The following is a 15,448-nucleotide window of genomic DNA, read 5'->3' as shown; positions in this document are numbered from 1 at the left end:
TGCTGAAAGCACAGCTTATCCTAGCCCCATGCAACGCATGGGGTTATGTAAGGAGGTAATCAACGTCCTGTAGGGACAGCTCATTCATTTTTGAAGAAAGACATTACAAAAGCCTGTCTTTTAAATATAAGTATTTAATTTTCCTAAAAGAAGATAACATTGAGTATAATACAGAGAATTTATGGATATTAATTATTAACCTGTCCTTACAGGACGCTGATTGACATATCCAATACACCCCAGGTGATACCTGGGGCTAGGTTGAACTGTGCTTCCAGCACGATTTAATTCCAGTCTGTTCTGCTACCATCATAACAAAAATTTCTTTTTGAACACTTGAGGATATTTCCCTATTTCTTTACAAAAGTCACATCATCAACCTGACAACTGGCACCAGCCTCTCCCTCGGCTACAAAACCAATTTCAACCTTATTGTCTTTCACCTTTACATCATCAAGAATTACAGTAACCCACAAACTATTATTGGTGCCAATAGAGATTGATTTTATTTTTGCCCCACTTTCGGCATACATTTCAAGTTTATTGAATATACCATTACACTTAACCTTTGCTGTTAAAGTGTAATCTCCATCCTTTAACGCTACATAGGGCGAGGACTCTATTGTCTGGTATACTTTTCTCTTAAATCTAACCTTATCCTCTATATTCAAACTCTTTTCTCCAACTACATATTTCCTATCCGCCTGAGTATTGAAGTAATTTAAAACCGGCGATTCCTTTTCGCCCACTACGATCACATTGCCCTGGTAAATTAGGGTATTCCATCCCCTGAGCTGTTCTTGTATCGGTTTTTTTGGGGAAGGAATATAACGACGGTCTGCCTCAAAGCTTCCGTTTTTTACATAGTTGTTATCATCTGCAACACTCCATTCTCCGGTAGTCGCATCAAAGTTCCATGAGTGAAGCGAATTGAAATAAGGAGTCTCCCCATCAAATGACATGGGAAACCATTGATTATACCCCAAACCGTTTCCGGCAAAATTTGCCCATCGGTCGCCACAATAAACTACGGTTTCCTGCCTGCTCCCTTTTACATTTACAAAAAATCCCGTTTGCGTTATATGCGCATAATCATCCATACACCCAGGAGTAACTAACATTTCATTAGTAGGCAAGTAAGGTCCCCTGACATTATCAGCTACCAAATAATAAGCATACGATGAGTCCCATCCATATAGGTTTGAAGCAAAGATATAATATTTACCTTTGTACTTGAACATACAGTTACCTTCCCTTCCTTTACCCCGGAAAACCTGAGTACAATCCAGCAAATCCACCATGCCTTCTTTCACTCCAATTTCCGAAACATAGATCTTATGACGTCCTCTTCCATAAGAGTAGACCAGGTAGGATTTTTCGGTATCCGGATCTGTAAAAAGAGTTTGGTCGCCCGTATTAGGGGTACCTATGGTAGCTGTCATATCCAAACGCTGATGCCACTTGAATGGTCCTTTGGGGGAATCCGACAAGGCTATCAGAACACCGGCATCATGTTGGATAAACATGGCGTACTGTTCTATTTCCTGAACAAAAGCAACTCCCAATCGTCCCATCCAACGGGTACTGTCGTAGTGTTGATCCACTTCATTTCTATCCAATACATAATCCTCGAATTTCCAGTTAACCATATCTGTAGAAGAATAACAGGTTACAGCAATGAAATTATCCCTGGGTTGTGTGCATGATGGGTCCTTTCGATATAATTCAGCCTCTCTATAATAGGCTCCATACCAATAATATTTTTCCTGTCCGGTTTTGGGATCCTTAAACAGAAAGATTCCGCCTCCCTGACTATAAATAGGTTCACCGTTGGCAGTATCCCAAAACCTGTCGTTCTTAATATTTTGCAGCTGCGCTATTCCTGTCTGGAATAACCCGGATAACACAATCAAAGCTAATTTCGCAACCATATATTTTGCACTGCCCATCCCAATCTCTTTTTTACGTTTCTATTTCTTAATTACAAGCTCAGTTTTGTATTCCGGAACAACCTCAACACCATTAACCTTTAGGTATTTACCATTTTCAAATTCCGGAACCTGAGTCAAATCTTCCAAATAGCTGTAGTCGGGGTACATGGGTTCAAAAACAAGCACCATTTTATCATTTTTCAACTGCGGGGCATAGTTTTTAAGGCTAATCTCCCATTTACGCTCCTGGTACAAATGGTCTGTGATCAATTCGCCATCAATAAAAGCCAATCCCCTATCGCCAACATAGTCGATATTAACGAATACATCATTTAGTTTAGCAATATCCGAATTAAGCTCCAAGGTGTATTTACGCGAAGATACTTTCTCAAATTTAACCTCAGGCTTTACCTCATCAAATTCAACTGCATAAGTTGCAAATCCTTTAAAAACCGGTTTTTCTTTTCTTATATTAACCTTATCGCAAGCAATCTCCTTTGCCGGGTAAAGATGGATTTTATTTGCTGTTCGCTGACTTATAAACTGTAACTTACCCTGATCTTCCAGAACAAGGGCTTCAGATATCACCAGTGATTCACCCACCTTCAAGGCATTAAGAGCCAACGATTGCGACAACACCATAATTTTATCACCATTTATCTCAAACGAAAAGGGTGCATTTCCCTGTGCCTGGACTGATTTTAAACCATTCACCGATACCACTGAAGCATTCCTTAGTTTTGAAATTTTAGTCTCCTGCAAAAAATTCAGCTCCGGCTTTATGCCATCAACAGACGAGAATACATAACAATTTCCTTCACTCTGATGCAATACCGTTAATGGCTGAACGGTAGCTGACCTGATAAAGGTATGAGCAAGCTTCAGGTTAAACGGGAAAATGGCACTGGCTGCTTTCGGCAAGTCAAACGTTCCTTTTAGCGGGAATGAGATGGTTTCGCCCGATGTTTCAATTTTCACGCTGACATCTTCAATATCCTTCACTTCAATATGATCCTGAAAATTGACCATAAACAAAAAACCCGACTCACCATAGGAACGAACTGCGTATCGCAATGTTTCGTTATCTTCAGGTTTTATAGATGCATTAGTCTCCGGCAACACTGTTTTCATCGGTGCCAACTGGTCACTGCAGGCATCCAAAAACAAGTGCAGCATACGCAAGTGTTTATAGTGGTAACGCGCCTGGCCATACTGTCCTAAAGGAGCCTGAAAATCATAATTCATCCGCGGAATCCCATTGGCCTGTTCGTTGTAAAATTTTCCATCATATTGAGGGGTTGTTCCTCCATGATACATGTAGTACCCAATCCCGTTTGAGCCACTTCCTATAATGCGAACCATCAAAGGGTTTACGCTTTCGTACGCCACAATAGGACGGCGTGAGAACTTTGGCTGGATACCCGGTCCTATTTCACAGGGAATAGAAGGATACAGATCGGTATCGTAACTAACCGGGCTATAATCGGGGTACTTATGAATATCTTTAAAAAGATAAAAACCGGATGCTTGTGGTTTTGCCCAAAAAGGATAGGCATACCCTGCAGTAACCGGGATACTTCCCTTTTCTACAATTGTTGCATTACCCCATCCTGTAGCAGTATAAACAGGCACATCAACCCCATGTTTTAATGCTATTTGTTTCAGGTTGTTCATATGCTTTTTTCCATATTCATACCTGGGGTTTACACCTTCAGTATCGGCAATTTGTTCATGTGCCAGGGCCGCATCCAAATCTGCTACGGTCAGCTCCTTTTTACTTCCAGGAAAGGTAAACTCCCATGGTGCTGCTGAGTGTTGGTATTCATTTTCCAATTGCACACCTATAACTGGCCCCCCATCTTTATAAAGAAGTCCTTTTATCTGCGAAGCAATCTGACCATATAAGGCATCTACATACTCCAGATATTCAGGATCGTTGCTTCTCACTTCAAAAGTACGGCCATACAACCAATCCGGCATACCCCCATTGCGCATTTCGCCATGACAAAAAGGCCCCATCCGGACAATGGTAAATAATTTATGCTTTTCTATCAACTCCACAAACTTTCTTAAGTTCAGGTCTCCGCTCCAGTCAAACTTACCTTCATTCCGTTCGTGCAAATTCCAGAAAACATAGGTGGCAATAACGTTAATACCGCCTGCTTTCATTTTCAGGATCTCCTCTTCCCAATATTCTTCAGGACACCTGGAAAAGTGGAATTCACCAATAACCGGAAAAAATGGTTTGCCATCCTTTTCTATATAATAACTGTTTACTGTAATCTCTTCCCCTGCAGGATTTGTGCCCCCTAAATCAAGATGCCCTCGTAATATCTCCTTTTCAGGTTTATCAATATTTATGTTATAAACATTTTGAGAGTAAGCAGAAATTGCTCCCCAAACACTAAGTATAATTAATATCAGATTTTTCATAAATAAAAATTAGCGATTTCCCTTTGACTGTATACAAATATCTGCCTTTCCTGAGATATAAAAAATGGATGGTTTTTTGATATTAATGGACTATCTTATTTTAAAACAAACAAAAGCTACCTATATAATGAAAAAAGAGGGTGTCATTTTTCTAAGACACCCTCTTTTTAGTCAATTTGCAGATCTATTACAGATGCTGCCTTATGTTTTTCACTAGCTCTATAAGTCTGTTTAAAAGCTATTTCTTTTCTCCGGAAACCCTATAAAAACCAACCCCATGTGTTGGAATTGACGGAGCAAATTCTGTATTGGAATACGTACCAACATCCTCATTTTTCCATAAATCACGAATAGTACATTCACCTTTAAAACCTAATCCCTCTAAATCAACAGGAATACTGATGGTATTATCCAAAACCGGGTTTTCTGTGTAAACCAGAAACTCCATTGTTACGCCATCAGGGGCATCAAGTACTTCATCATCGTACGAACACAATGCCTTAAATTGGGTATAACCTTCAGGAACATCAAATTCTATAACAGAGTTTGAGTGCGTTCCTATTCCGGTTTTGTAAACTTTACCTGCTACGGTTAATTTATTTCCTGCAACAGACTTGTTTTTCTGAACCGTTGACCATCCACAAGATGCACTAACCCAATCTATATCTGTTAAAGAAAGTGCCTCCCCATTTTCTTTATAAATAGTGGGATTAATCCAATTGGCATGGTCATGACCCGAATTATCTCCTGCATCCGTTACTACCAAATACAACTTTTGAGCACCCGAAATATCGGCCTTAACCTCTTTGGATTTCACAGTGGTAGTCCTGCTGATTCTTCCTGTATTGGCAATGGCTTTACTCAAGTCCACCGTTCTTGGGGTTGGATCCTGGGTGGCCAGCATAAACTCAACGGTAGTTCCGCCTTTCACATCGGTAGCAGCTTTATCCAGCCCTGCAAATGTTGTAAAACGAACACTATTATCCGGAATCTGATACATAATAATAGACTGCGAATGGGTACCAATTCCATTTTTGTACACAGTACCTTTCACATTCAATTCTTTACCCGAAACACTTTTATTAACACTCACTTCACCCCATCCTGCAGTTGCATACTGCCATTTCAAGTCTGTAAGTTTAATCTTCTTCCCTGTTGATAATTCAATCTCCGGATTAATCCAGTTAGCATGATCCCATGCAATACCATCTCCACTATCATTTACAATTAAGTAAAGCTCTGTACTCCCTTCCGGCAACTCTACATCAATATGCTCTCCAAATCCATCTGTTAATTGCGATACGGTTCCACTCCTGTATAAAAGGTCTTTTGTTTTTATAAAACCGTCGCCCTCATTGTTAAACAGGGCTACAAAAACATCTCCGTTTGCCGGATCATCTGCAGTCCATACCGTAATGTCATCTTTAGCGTATAATTCTTTATTATTCCTTGAATACTTATTTACATACAACACTTCCTTATTGGTAATAATCGAATTAGTAAATTCATCATTATCAGGAAGGTTACCCCCAAACATCAAAGGCGACTTAAACATCGACCACAATGTCATTAAGGTATATTGTTCATCTTTAGTAAAATTAGTATAACGATCAGTAGCCCTTTCGCCCCTGATAAACTTGCCCAAAGGAAGCATATCAGCATCAGGCCAGGCTCCCGTTGTAATATATGGAGCCCACTTGGCACACATACCAAACGAATAATTTAACTGCGCCCAATTATCCCAAAAATCATCAATTGTCCTCCACATATTGGCATGATTAGTAGCATGCTCATGCTGATCAATAGGAGTAGCCCCCGGCGACATGCTCAATACAATAGGACGTCCGGTCTGATCGATTGCCTTACGCAGCATTTCTATTTCATCGGTATGGTATGGGCGCGATAAATCATCCACTTTAATATAATCAACACCCCAGGATGCATATAAATCCAAAATAGAATTATAATACTCCTGAGCCCCTTCCTTGCTTCTTACCACAGTATAATTATCCTTTAACCAGGTACACTCCGATTCAGTTGAATATATCTGGTCAGCTGTAATATTAGTACCCTTTATTGGCATTTTATTGAATACAGCCTCTTTGGGTACCCCTCGCATAATATGGATACCAAACTTTAAACCGAGGTTATGTATATAATCTGCCAGGGGCTTAAAACCGGCACCATTTGCAGACGAAGGAAACCTTTTAGGCGATGGCATATACCTGCCATTCTCATCAATCACAAAATCTGTTTCATCGTAAGGATTATAATGACCTGTAGTTTGGTTATCGGCATACCACCTGATATCAACAACAATATATTCCCAACCTGATTCTTTTAAATGTTTTGCCATATAATCGGCATTGGCTTTTACCTCTGCTTCCACAACCGACGGACCAAAACAATCCCAGCTATTCCATCCCATAGGCGGAGTGGCTGCCCATTTTTTAAATCCGGTCACCTCTTCCCCGGAGGATGCAGGTTTATTATTCAAATTGCATGCTCCTAACAAAAGCACCAGGCCTGCAGTAAATGTAAGACACAAATTTTTCATCGTAATACCTAAATTGAGTTTCTGATTAACAACTATAAATCATTAAAACATCAAAAATATAGAATAATAGTCTTTTTTACTATTAAAAATCCGTCAAAGAACCGGACATATCGTGCTACTTTGGAAAAACCAGCACATTATTGCATTAAAACTCCATGACCAGGCTAGTCCTGACAGATGGCAAAATGTAAAAATATACGTGTCGCATCCTTCTGTACAAGCGCTCTTATCACTAAGAATGCTACAATGATTTTATCACAATTTCTTCCGATTGCAAACCCTTTGCACTCACCTTTAATTTTATATCTCCCGCTTCTTTTTGAGATTGTACCAATACCACCAGTTTACCACTAAAAGCTTTCATGGTGGGCATATGAAACATTTCCAATGAAGTTGCATCCCCGTTACAGGCAGCTCTATACGTACCTTTGCCGGATACTTTAAAACTTAATTGATGAGAAGCCGTTGGACAAATATTACCATCCTCATCCACAACCGAAACCGTTACAAAGCTTAAATCATTCCCATCAGCTTTTATCATCTCCCTGTCTGCCACCAGTTCCAGATGATGAGGTTTCCCTGCTGTTTTAATCTCTTTTTCCGCAGCAGGATTGCCATCCTTATCATATGCTACTACTTTTACTGTTCCGGGTTCATACTTAACATCCATCCACATCAAGCGATACCTGTGTTGTTTTGATTCATCGCTCTTACTTTGTATGCCCTGGCTTTTTCCATTTATAAAAAGTTCAGCTTTGCTGTAACTGGTATAAACAAAAACCGGTGTAGTTTCGCCTTCTCTCCCTTCCCAATTCCAATGGGGCAAAATATGAAGTGTTTCTTCTTTTGTATTCCAACGGCTACGGTAAAGATAATAGCGGTCCTTTGGCAGTCCTGCCAAATCACAGATACCAAAATACGAACTTCGCGAAGGCCAGTAGGTATCGTACGGAGTAGGTTCTCCCAGATAATCAAAACCGGTCCATACAAACTCTCCAATTACCCAATCCTTATCATCCTGCAAAACAAAATCATCATCAGGCAGGTTACTCCAGCTGCAATACTCAAAGTCATAAGACGAACACTGACCATCAGCATATTGCTTTCCTTTAGCTATTTCAACAGGAAACTTATATACTCCACGTGAACTTACAGTGGATGCAGTCTCTGATCCCAGCAAAAAGCCTTGTGGGAAACGTTCATAAGCTTCTTCATATAAATGAACCCTGTAGTTTAATCCCGGAATATCCATGATGGCACCAAAACCACTTTTCATTACGGCATTTACCTGATCCATCCCTACTGTTACCGGCCTTGTCGGATCTTCCCGATGAAAAATATCCTGAAGCCACTTCGCCCTCTTTACACCTATACTCCCATGCTGGTCGGGCACTTCATTTCCAGAGCTCCACATAACTATGCAGGGGTGATTGCGTGTGGCTCTTACCAGGTTGATCACATCTTTCTCTGCCCACTCATTAAAATACAGATTATATCCATTTTTCACCTTAGGCTTTGCCCATTCATCAAAGCTCTCGGCCAAAAACAAGAAGCCCATTTCATCACACAATTCCAATTGTTCGTGCGATGGCATATTATGGGCGGAACGGATGGCATTACACCCCATATCCTTTAAAATAGTAAGCTGGCGCTTTAATGCAGCAATATTCACTGCAGCCCCAAGGGGACCTAAATCATGATGCAGGCACACCCCTTTAAACTTGGTGGTTTTCCCGTTCAGTTCAAAACCTTTATCCGGTCCGTAGGAAATAGTTCTTATCCCGAATGGGATAACCTGAACATCCTTAAGTTCATTATTTTGATATAATTGCATTTCTACCGAATATAGAACCGGAGTATCAGGACTCCATAACTCAGGGTTTTTAACAGCAATATTTTGCTCAACCTCATCACCATACCTTTCACTTGAAACCTTCTCTGCTATAATTTTTCCGGCAGCATCTTTAATAATAGTTTTTATGCTTAAATCCTTGCCATTCACCTTTGATTTGATGTTTACTTTAGCCACCCCTCCATCAACATATGGCGTTGTTACAAAAGTTCCCCAATGCTGAAAACAAACTTCATCTTTTACAATCAGCTGAACTTTTCTGTAAATTCCTGCTCCCGGATACCAGCGAGAAGCTTTTCCCGGATTCTCCAAACGCACCGCCAAGGTATTTTTACCAGGTACAAGATGTTGTGAAATATCAAAATAAAAATAGCTGTACCCATATGGACGACACCCCACTTCATTACCATTAACAAAAACCCGGGCATTGCTCATTGCTCCATCAAATTGCAAAAGGACTTTCTTCCCCTTTTCTAATTCAGGTAAATCAAATGTTGTTCTATACCACCCTACTCCAATGTGTGGCAACGAACCTGTACGCCCTGTTTTTTCTGTGGCCTCTTTCTCCTGGTTCTGAACAATCCTTACTGTCTGTTTATCCACTTCCTTATCAAACGGTCCGTATATTGCCCAATCATGGGGCACACTAACGGTTTGCCAACCTTTGGTAACAAAATCTGCTTTTTCCGCTCCCTGAACATCACCTTTAGTAAACTTCCAGTTATCGGACAATGTGATAACATTACGTGATTGATTTTGTGCTAAAACAAAAGTACCTGAAACAATCACTATCAATAATAATATTTTTAATCTCATGGTTATATGATGTCTTAAATAATTAATACTACACTTGGGGATCAAACTCCTACATCGAGTTATCAAAAGTATAATACCTTTTTTATATCCACTAATCTTTCTTAAATCTGATAAATATTTTTTCCTTAAATACCCATCCCTTATAAAAGACTTCCAATTCTACCTTCACTGCTTCATCCCCGGAAAAATCAGAAGCTATTAATTTAAGTTTACGACTGGCTTCAACTCTTTTGCCATTCACTATCCATTGGTAATTATCGTAATTTAATCCGGCATCAAGAGTATATTCCGCAGTTCTGCAATTAATGGTATCCATCACAATACGTTGTGCCCTCTGATACCGGGTATTCATATCATTAATATGACCATCTGCCGACATTCCTGATTTAGAATGAGCTCCTCTTTTTAAACGGTACTCATTATTCCAGAATTTTCCCAAATCGGAACCTAAATAATAGCCCAATTGGGTAGGCTGGTTATAGCCCACATTCTGTATAGCAACTGATAACCTGTACATAGGGTCGCTCAACAGAGTATGAAACCGGTAAGGTGTTTCATATGGTGTAATATATAACCTTATTTCCTTATTATCTTTTGTTCGCACCAATACTTCTTCACGCCAGTCTCCAATAATATCAGCCTGTAAACAAGGATTACCTTTGGTCCAGTTATTGGCAGCCAAAGCTTCTTCTCCAGGTAGTGATAACCTGTCAACTCCATCACCATTCCATTTGGTAATAACAACTCGTTCCCTTCTTCTTACGCCTGAACCATCCAACAGCTCACGATTTAGATCCCCGTCCCACCAAAGGCCCATATTTATGGAAGGTGTTTTTTGACTGATCAACTCTCCTTTTGCGGTATACACCCCTCCAGAATGGGTTGTCCAGACTTCCATCCCCTTGAACCTTGGATCAATATCTGCGGCCATGGCCCTTCCCACATCTTCAACCGATGGTATACCCCACAACAAAGCCCCTGTACGGGCATCCCTGAGCTCTGATCCGGCTCGCGAAGGCACATGTTCATGGCAATCCCACACTTCAAGTCCCGGACGCTCAACATCAATATCAGTAAGGTGCATAGCATCTCCATGCCCAAGCTGTGTATTATAGCCCCCTGAACCATCATGGTCGATCATACAGGCTCCATATGTAATCTCGTCTTTCCCATCACCGTCTACATCGCCTATAGCCAGACTATGGTTACCTTGTCCCTCAAAACTCTTATACTTTCCGCCATTATCTGTGGTACTGAATTTCCATCTTTTCGCAAGCTTTCCACCCCTATAATCCCAGGCTTCCAATACCGCTTTTGCATAATATCCCCTGCAAATCAATATACTAGGTTTTTGTCCATCGAAGTAGCCTACGCCCCCTAAAAAGCGGTCAACCCGGTTTCCGGTATTATCTCCAAACTCAAAAGCGCTGCCTCTGGGGATAAAATTTGTTCTGGCCAATTCTTTACCTGTGGCACCTTCAATAACCGATAAAAATTCAGGACCTTTAACAATCTTACCATAAGTTCTGGAACCAGAGTCTCTATCCACGTAATCTGTTATACCATCCCCATTAACATCTCCAATCACTTCACCGTCTCCAAACTGAGTACCCTCACCTGTTTTTACAGCTAACTCAGATTTTCCATCTCCATCAAAATCATAAACAAGCATTTGAGTATAATGTGCCCCTTGCCTTATATTAACACCTAAATCAACCCTCCACAGAAATAATCCATCAAGAGTATAGGCTTCTATAAGCGTTCCTCCCTTACAAACACCATTATGCGAATTGTCTTTGCCACTGTTTTCCCTTTTTATGACTATTTCCATTTCGCCATCTCCGTCAAGATCTCCAATAGTAGCATCATTGGGACTATAACCCCATAAAGTATCGCCAGGAAAAGGCTTGATTGGAATAGAAATATAAGGTTTTTCGGCCTTTTGAGAAGTTAAGGTATAAGAAGCAAGAACCTCATCTGAACCATAAGCTTTTAAAATATAGACATTTTCTTTTGACACATCCACATTTTCATCCAGCACATAGGTAGCTTCAAACAAAGGCTTCTTGTTCAGTTTTATTTCTTTTCTTTTACCCGATTTGCGGTACACATCATAGCCTGTACTAATTTTATCCTTTGGCAAATATCGCCAACTAATGGCCACTACACCACCCCCCTGATGAATAGCCACCATCCCTCTTCCCAGATTTTCTGTCTGGATAGAAGAGGAATAATCCGGACCGATAGATTCCTGAGCATATACACCTACGATAGTGCTTATAATCAGGCATAGCTTTAACATTAGATATTTTTTCATATGCTTTTAAATTTTCTTTCAATTAAAAAACTGAATTATAGTAAAAACACGTTAAAGCTATTACCCCGGTTACGTAACTTGCAACCTCACAAAGGCTTCAACGGGTTTTCATATGTATAGTAAACAACACATTACCAATCAAGGTGCATAAAAACATTGCGGTTGCCAATGGAACCAAATCTTCAGCCCTGAAGAAAGTGATTATGCTCCCTATTACAAAACTTAGCAAAAACCGCATGATACCAATGGTGGCATTTGCCGAACCTGCCAGTTCCGGGTTATAGTTTAAAATTACGGCTGTTCCGTTACCAAAAACCATCCCCAAACTTCCCATAAACACAACGATGCCAATAAACACAACCCAAAACGATGGAGTGCCATACAAAACAGCAACAAACAAGACTATCCCGGCAATAAGTTGCACCAATAAACCTGTCCTTAATAAAAACCGCGGCTTATAGTACTTAATCAAAATAGTATTGCAAAAAGACAGTATAATATTCAATAACACATTGGCACCAAATAGCAACGGGAAAAGATCCGTGTCTATTTTAAAATAATCGATATAAATAAATGAGGCTCCCGTAAGAAAAATATACATCCCGGACATGGAAAAGCTTACAGAAAACAATGTTAGAACAGATTGCTTATCTGAAAAAAACTGTACATACTTGGCAAAAAGCTGATGTCCACTTATTGTTTTTGTTAATAACTGAACATCCCTTGATTCCGGGATCAGGAAATAAAATGCCACCAAAAGCACTGTGGCAAAACACCCCATAAAATAGAAAACTCCGCTCCATCCATTCCATTTGATCAGGAAGGCACCAATAACCGGAGCAAACAAGGGAGCAAGCATCATCATCATACTTACCACCGTAACCAGCTTTGCCACTTGCTTACCGGTAAACCAGTCTCTTATAAAAACATTTGCCGTAACTGTTGCAAATCCGCCACCAAATGCCTGCAATAACCTTAAAGCAATAATCTGTTCAATCCCTCTGCATTGCGGAATCAGAAAAGCTGCTAATCCATATAATACAATCCCGGTTAATGCAATCGGCTTGCGGCCAAATGAATCAGACAAGGGTCCACCAATAAAATTACCCAACGAAAAGCCTAAAAAATAAACTGTTACCGTTAGCTCTACTACACTTAAATGTACTCCGAAAAAATTGGCCATTAAAGGCATGGCCGCAAGGTAAGAATCGATGGCAAAAGGCGACAAGGTGACCAATGCAGCCAACATCACAGTTAATACAGGCAGGAATCTGGTTTGAATATTGCTTTTAATATAGTTCATATCATGCTATTTTTTTGCAAAGAAAACAATATGAACTATATAAAAACAACTCTTCTCAATCATTATACTATAAAAACTATTCTTTACCAGGCGAATCAAGTGGATCCTCTATCAATTTTCCTTCAACCCGGATCTTATCAAAAGAAACATTCTCAGCATCATCCAAAACAAACAAAGGACGCTCATCCTTTTCTCCAAAATAAAACCTCACGTTTTCAAAAAACACATCTTTGGCATGCCGGACAAAAAATCCCGATGCCGGTATGATTCCAAACATCCAGGGTTCCGGATAATTCTTAATGCTTTCGGGAATTGTTTCCGGCACATCGTTCTGCGTGAAGCCCCCTTTGAAATGGATATTTACATTTGAAATAAACACCTCTTCAATATTATGCCCCGGGATTCCGCTAATGATATTTGAAAAACGGGAATCGGCATTATACACATTTACATTGCTAATCTGCAACCTTCGGAGTTTTCCTACCGGAGTTCCTTTAGGACTGCGTTGACGGCCTCCCAACCTGATAAAAATAGGTGAGTTGCCCACATCCCGCATTGTAATATTAGAAACCACAACATCTTCAAGCCATCCACCATCTACAGCTTCTAACGCTAAACCACGGCTACGCTCAAAAATACAATCGGCTATAACTATGTTTTTAAATCCTCCACTCGATTCTGTTCCTAATTTTATACGTCCGGTATTTGAACCATGGTCAGGGGCAACAGCTTCGTAGGTTTCCCATTTCCCTGTTAATACAGAACCTTTATCGTATCCCGACACCAGGCAACCCCGTATGGTAACATTCTCGGTATCTTTAAAATAACCCAGACCGTAACTTGCCTTCAGCACGATAGCATCATCCCATGGACAATTTACCGTACAATCAGTAATACGAACATTTTTACAGCAATCAATATCAAAACCATCCCTGTTGGTATCCACTTTTACATTGAGTACATGAAGGTTATCCACTCCCGTTGCCAATATGGCAAAATGGCCACAATTAAGCATTGACACATCCTTTACCGTAACATTGTAGCATTCTTTTAATGATATAGCTTTATTTCCAACACCCGACAAGCGACTCTCTTCTCTCGACAGCCCTTCGCCATATATCAAACCATTTCCACAAATGGTTATATCATGTTCACCAATCCCCCACATTAAAGAATTTTTCCAATGACTGTGACCAAAATCCTGATATGGATTATCCGGATTAGGCTCTGCGCTATCATACCCCTCATTCTCGCCAGGGAAAGCAGCCTTGATTACTGCTCCTGATTCCAGATACAGGGTTATATTACTTTTTAGCCTGATTGAATAACAAGCATAATTCCCTGCAGGGAAATATATAGTACCTCCACCTTGTTTTGCAGCAAGTTCAATAGCCTGGTTAATGGCAGGAGAATCAATGATTATCCCATCTCCTTTAGCTCCGTAATCCTTAACATTGAAAATATCGGCCCAGGCCGATAACGAAAAAAGGGATAAGAAAATATATAAAAACAAATATCGCATATTATAAGATTTAATCCGGAGTGGATTTCATCCACTCAGTTTCTTGATTAACACGGTAAACTCCCGATTCAAATAGCTCTGGCAGCATATAATAATTATAATCAGCAAGGGGATTCAGAAAATAAAAACAGAAATACAATGGAGTATTATCTTTTATCTCTACTGATGCTGTAAGCAACTGTGCATTGGTATTTTTTCCTGATTCGAACAACTGGAGGGGTGATCCCTGCTTATTGGCATCTCCAAGCTTTAAATTTCCACCCAAAGGAGTTTCGCCCTCCACAATTCTCAACTTGCGACTTGTTCCATAGTACAAAGTAAAAGACTCACCTTCTATGCTGAACACGTTTTTATCGCAATCGGAAGGTATAATTTCCGGAGTCCAATCTTCTCCTACCCTTTCATTTGAAGCTCCACCATAGGCCCAAATCAATCCGGCGTCTTCAGGCAGGTTCTCAAAACTAAGTTTCATTACTGCTCCCTTGCTATCTTTTAAAGGACGGATGATATATTTTATTTCTCCATTTTCAATTAACTCATCCTTTAAAGAATAACTGGTTTCTTTTTCTGAAGCTTTCTTCTTTATCTTTTTAAATTCGGAAAACCATTTACTTTCCTTTCCTTTAACGATACCTATTTTTAAAGTTCCGCTAAGCTCCGGAGTTAATAATGACCAATCTGTATTTTGAGCAAATACAGATTGAACCATTACCAAGC

At 40.0% G+C, this 15,448-nt stretch carries 8 protein-coding genes; all 8 read right to left on the bottom strand.

Annotation, left to right across the window (positions count from 1 at the left end; translation table 11 throughout):
• Window positions 1-350: 350 nt before the first annotated feature.
• Entirely contained in the window at window positions 351-1,949 is a 1,599-nt protein-coding gene (locus tag OM074_RS15040) for a family 43 glycosylhydrolase (RefSeq protein ID WP_301200888.1), read from the bottom strand.
• 21 nt (window positions 1,950-1,970) lie between these two features.
• On the bottom strand, window positions 1,971-4,364 hold the full coding sequence (locus tag OM074_RS15035) for a beta-galactosidase (protein ID WP_301200886.1): 2,394 nt from the start codon (window positions 4,362-4,364) through the stop codon (window positions 1,971-1,973).
• Window positions 4,365-4,602: 238 nt separating this feature from the next.
• Window positions 4,603-6,921, bottom strand: coding sequence for an NPCBM/NEW2 domain-containing protein (locus OM074_RS15030; RefSeq protein WP_301200884.1), 2,319 nt, complete (start codon window positions 6,919-6,921; stop codon window positions 4,603-4,605).
• Between the two features lie 241 nt (window positions 6,922-7,162).
• Window positions 7,163-9,589: a glycoside hydrolase family 2 TIM barrel-domain containing protein gene (locus OM074_RS15025; protein WP_301200882.1), complete on the bottom strand. Its 2,427-nt coding sequence runs from the start codon at window positions 9,587-9,589 to the stop codon at window positions 7,163-7,165.
• Between the two features lie 91 nt (window positions 9,590-9,680).
• The gene (locus tag OM074_RS15020; protein WP_301200880.1) at window positions 9,681-11,906 is read right to left on the bottom strand and encodes a rhamnogalacturonan lyase; all 2,226 of its coding nucleotides are present in this window, start codon (window positions 11,904-11,906) and stop codon (window positions 9,681-9,683) included.
• 97 nt (window positions 11,907-12,003) lie between these two features.
• Complete coding sequence (locus OM074_RS15015) at window positions 12,004-13,209, bottom strand: multidrug effflux MFS transporter (RefSeq protein ID WP_301200878.1); 1,206 nt, start codon at window positions 13,207-13,209, stop codon at window positions 12,004-12,006.
• A gap of 76 nt (window positions 13,210-13,285) precedes the next feature.
• Window positions 13,286-14,731 carry a rhamnogalacturonidase gene (locus tag OM074_RS15010; RefSeq protein WP_301200877.1) on the bottom strand — a complete coding sequence of 482 codons (1,446 nt, stop codon included), beginning with the start codon at window positions 14,729-14,731 and terminating at the stop codon, window positions 13,286-13,288.
• Window positions 14,732-14,741: 10 nt separating this feature from the next.
• On the bottom strand, window positions 14,742-15,440 hold the full coding sequence (locus tag OM074_RS15005) for a DUF4450 domain-containing protein (RefSeq protein WP_301200875.1): 699 nt from the start codon (window positions 15,438-15,440) through the stop codon (window positions 14,742-14,744).
• Window positions 15,441-15,448: the final 8 nt, after the last annotated feature.

It is taken from the genome of Plebeiibacterium marinum, from assembly GCF_026013615.1.
Taxonomy (GTDB): domain Bacteria; phylum Bacteroidota; class Bacteroidia; order Bacteroidales; family Marinilabiliaceae; genus Saccharicrinis; species Saccharicrinis marinus_A.
This window is presented reverse-complemented; position numbering and strand designations above follow the sequence as displayed.

Excerpts from the sequence above, each read along its gene's own strand:
- OM074_RS15040 (WP_301200888.1), bottom strand. The coding sequence starts at position 1,949 with ATGGGCAGTGCAAAATATATGGTTGCGAAATTAGCTTTGATTGTGTTA.
- OM074_RS15035 (WP_301200886.1), bottom strand. The coding sequence starts at position 4,364 with ATGAAAAATCTGATATTAATTATACTTAGTGTTTGGGGAGCAATTTCT.
- OM074_RS15030 (WP_301200884.1), bottom strand. The coding sequence starts at position 6,921 with ATGAAAAATTTGTGTCTTACATTTACTGCAGGCCTGGTGCTTTTGTTA.
- OM074_RS15025 (WP_301200882.1), bottom strand. The coding sequence starts at position 9,589 with ATGAGATTAAAAATATTATTATTGATAGTGATTGTTTCAGGTACTTTT.
- OM074_RS15020 (WP_301200880.1), bottom strand. The coding sequence starts at position 11,906 with ATGAAAAAATATCTAATGTTAAAGCTATGCCTGATTATAAGCACTATC.
- OM074_RS15015 (WP_301200878.1), bottom strand. The coding sequence starts at position 13,209 with ATGAACTATATTAAAAGCAATATTCAAACCAGATTCCTGCCTGTATTA.
- OM074_RS15010 (WP_301200877.1), bottom strand. The coding sequence starts at position 14,731 with ATGCGATATTTGTTTTTATATATTTTCTTATCCCTTTTTTCGTTATCG.
- OM074_RS15005 (WP_301200875.1), bottom strand. The coding sequence starts at position 15,440 with ATGGTTCAATCTGTATTTGCTCAAAATACAGATTGGTCATTATTAACT.